This is a genomic window from Muribacter muris, from assembly GCF_004569585.1.
Classification (GTDB): Bacteria; Pseudomonadota; Gammaproteobacteria; order Enterobacterales; family Pasteurellaceae; genus Muribacter; species Muribacter muris.
On record NZ_SPPA01000057.1, the window covers coordinates 1 to 2,643 of the forward strand.

3 protein-coding genes are annotated in these 2,643 nt (G+C 44.3%); all 3 read right to left on the reverse strand.

The window, feature by feature from the left end; all coding sequences use genetic code 11:
- Window positions 1–70: 70 nt before the first annotated feature.
- A complete protein-coding gene (locus tag E4T80_RS12515; RefSeq protein WP_135058709.1) occupies window positions 71–607 on the reverse strand; it encodes a hemagglutinin repeat-containing protein in 537 nt (178 codons plus the stop codon).
- 86 nt (window positions 608–693) lie between these two features.
- The gene (locus E4T80_RS12520; RefSeq protein WP_135058710.1) at window positions 694–1,203 is read right to left on the reverse strand and encodes an SMI1/KNR4 family protein; all 510 of its coding nucleotides are present in this window, start codon (window positions 1,201–1,203) and stop codon (window positions 694–696) included.
- Between the two features lies 1 nt (window position 1,204).
- The coding region (locus E4T80_RS12525) for an HNH endonuclease (protein ID WP_135058711.1) at window positions 1,205–2,643 on the reverse strand (1,439 nt) is incomplete at its 5' end.

The following is a 2,643-nucleotide window of genomic DNA, read 5'->3' on the forward strand; positions in this document are numbered from 1 at the left end:
GCCTTTACGGGTGGTCGTCTCCCGGTTCTCTCTAAAATGCTCATTCACCGCCGAGGTAATATTGATGCCCTTACCGCCATAAAATACCGCATCGGCTTCTTTCGAAACGGTAATCACACTTTGACCGTATCCCTTGCTCTTTCAACATCTGATTCACGTCTTGTGCGCCCACACTCGCCCCGACACCCACTTCGGCACCGCTGCTTTGTTGTTTGCCTTTCACTTTCTCCACATTTTGACCGGCGGTTAGGTTCACCTGCTTCGCCGCATCCAGCATTACACTGCTGTTCGACAAACGGTTGCCGTCCTTATCCCGACTGGTGAAGGCGGTCTGCTTCGCATTGATGTCCCCACTGCGGGCTTTCACATTGATATGTTGCGCATTAACCGTATTTCCCACACTTTGCTCTGCATAGGCACTGTGTGATGCCCGTTTATGCGAGAAGCCCAACCCTGCCTCCGCTTTCGCTAAAGCCCCCCCTGAGGCGATATTCTGATAGGTCGTATAACCTTTCGCCGCCGTGCCTAATGCCTGTGCAGCTTTCAAACGGTCGCTCGCCCCTTTATGCCCCATCATCTGTTCCAGATTTTGAGCTAAATCAATCAAAGGCGAACTGACCCGGGAAAATGCCTCTGCCGCTTCTGCCTATTATTTCTTTTTGCAAAATTTGCTTGAAATAGAGTGCTTGAATATTACTCTTCAGGATAACGTTCATTAAAATCATAAAGCTTATCTAAAAACGCCTCAAAGTTATCAGCAACCGGAAACAGCAATTTCCTACCCGTTTTTTCATCATATTCATCGTGAATGACAATACATATTTTAGGATTATCTCCTAATGGGTTATCCCGATAATCAAAGCATACAAAGTTTCCCTCTCCTGTATCTCCGAAAGAATAGACGTGGGAATAGCCATAAACCTCATCATCACAAAGCCATTGCCCAAGAATATTGTTAGCCGGTTCAATATTTTCTTCTGTTGCAAAACTATCGAAGCTAAAGGCGGCTGTACCTTCTTCCCCATAAGGTTTGGGGTAATCAAAATTATCCTGTTTAATTGAACAACCATTATATTTCGAGATAAATTCAATATATAAGCTTGGTAATTTAATATTAAATATACTCTCAAATTCAGAAATGATTTCTTGACTAACCGTATTTGCATATTCATCGTAAATGTCTAAATGTCTAAATGTCTTCATCTTATCTTCCTTCACTTAATGAACCTTCCCCAATATGCTCAACAGCCTTATGGAGATTTCTAGGCACTAATTGCATATTATTTGGTGCACTTTGCGCATTATGATGCCAAGTAAATCCATCAATACTCACTTTGCCTTGGTTAATATCCTCTAATTGCTTCTTCGTAAATTGATTTTTATTTACCTGCCCTTTATTTATAGCTTCTTTTAAAGATAACGTAGCATTTCTCATCTCTACCTTTCTTCTTTTTTCACTAGACATATTTTCATACCCCTTCGGTTTCTCAATTTTAGTCGTGAACGGGGCTACATCATCAAAAATCGGCAACCCACGCTTGTCATACGGAATATTCGCTATCTCTTTCCGATTTCCGTCTTTATCCGGTTTGGAATACACCTTAACCGCTTTCCCCCCTTCCGACTCTGTTATTGATACTTGCTCGCCGGTTTTCAATACCCGATTCGTTACCGTTGAACGGGGATTTGACACTACCGTTGTCGATTTCACCTTTTCCTTGCCTGCCTCACCCTCAATTTTCGCCCGTGTTTTTTTCGGGTCGTATAAACTGTTTTGTTTCGGCTTGCTGTTTCCGTCTTTATGACCGAATGTTTGCGCTAATTCAACCCCAAGCTCCAATGTCTTCTCAAACGTTCCTTGGCGGGCATTTATTTCTGAAACAGTTTGTGCGTTTTCCGTTTCAACCAGCTCCAAAAACCTTGAACGCTCTTGTGAAGAAAGCCCCGATAACCAACCTGAAATCATTCCTGATTTCAATTCAGCGACCTCGGTCGCCTGATTAATCACGGTCTTTACGGTTAAACGACAGAGCGCATCACAATCTGCTAATAATTCTTGCCGTTGTGTTTCGCTTAACTGTTTATACACGTCATAAACTTCATCGACACTTTTGCCCTCTTTAATCGCTTTTTGAATATCGTTAAACAGATTTTGGACATTTTTTGCTGAAAGGTAATTATTCTCCACCGCACTCTTCGCACTTGCCATGGCTGAAGCCGCCGTTTCGCCATTCCCCCCCGCAACCGTCGCTAACGCCGAAGCCACTTGGCTTAACGCCACAACCTGTTGTTTCTCTCCCTCCGTCAGCTCGTTCGGCGATTTCCCAAACACCACTCTCGACAATATCTCCGCACTGCTTTCCGCAACAATCCCTGCCAAGGCCCCTAACGACGGGCTGCGCCCCGTCAGTTGGAACTCCACCGCTGATAACAGACCGTGGGCGATTTTGTTTTCTATTGAGTTCTCAGCTGTATGGTTTTTGATAAATTGGTTCGCATACGGCGATAATCCGCCTACTAACGCTTGGGCGTTATTCCCCGTTACCAGACCTTGTAAGATACCGCTTGCCGCACTCACGCCTCGTTTAAACGCACTGCCCGTTCCGTACCCTTTATCGTAGTCCGATTGTAAGGTATTTAACG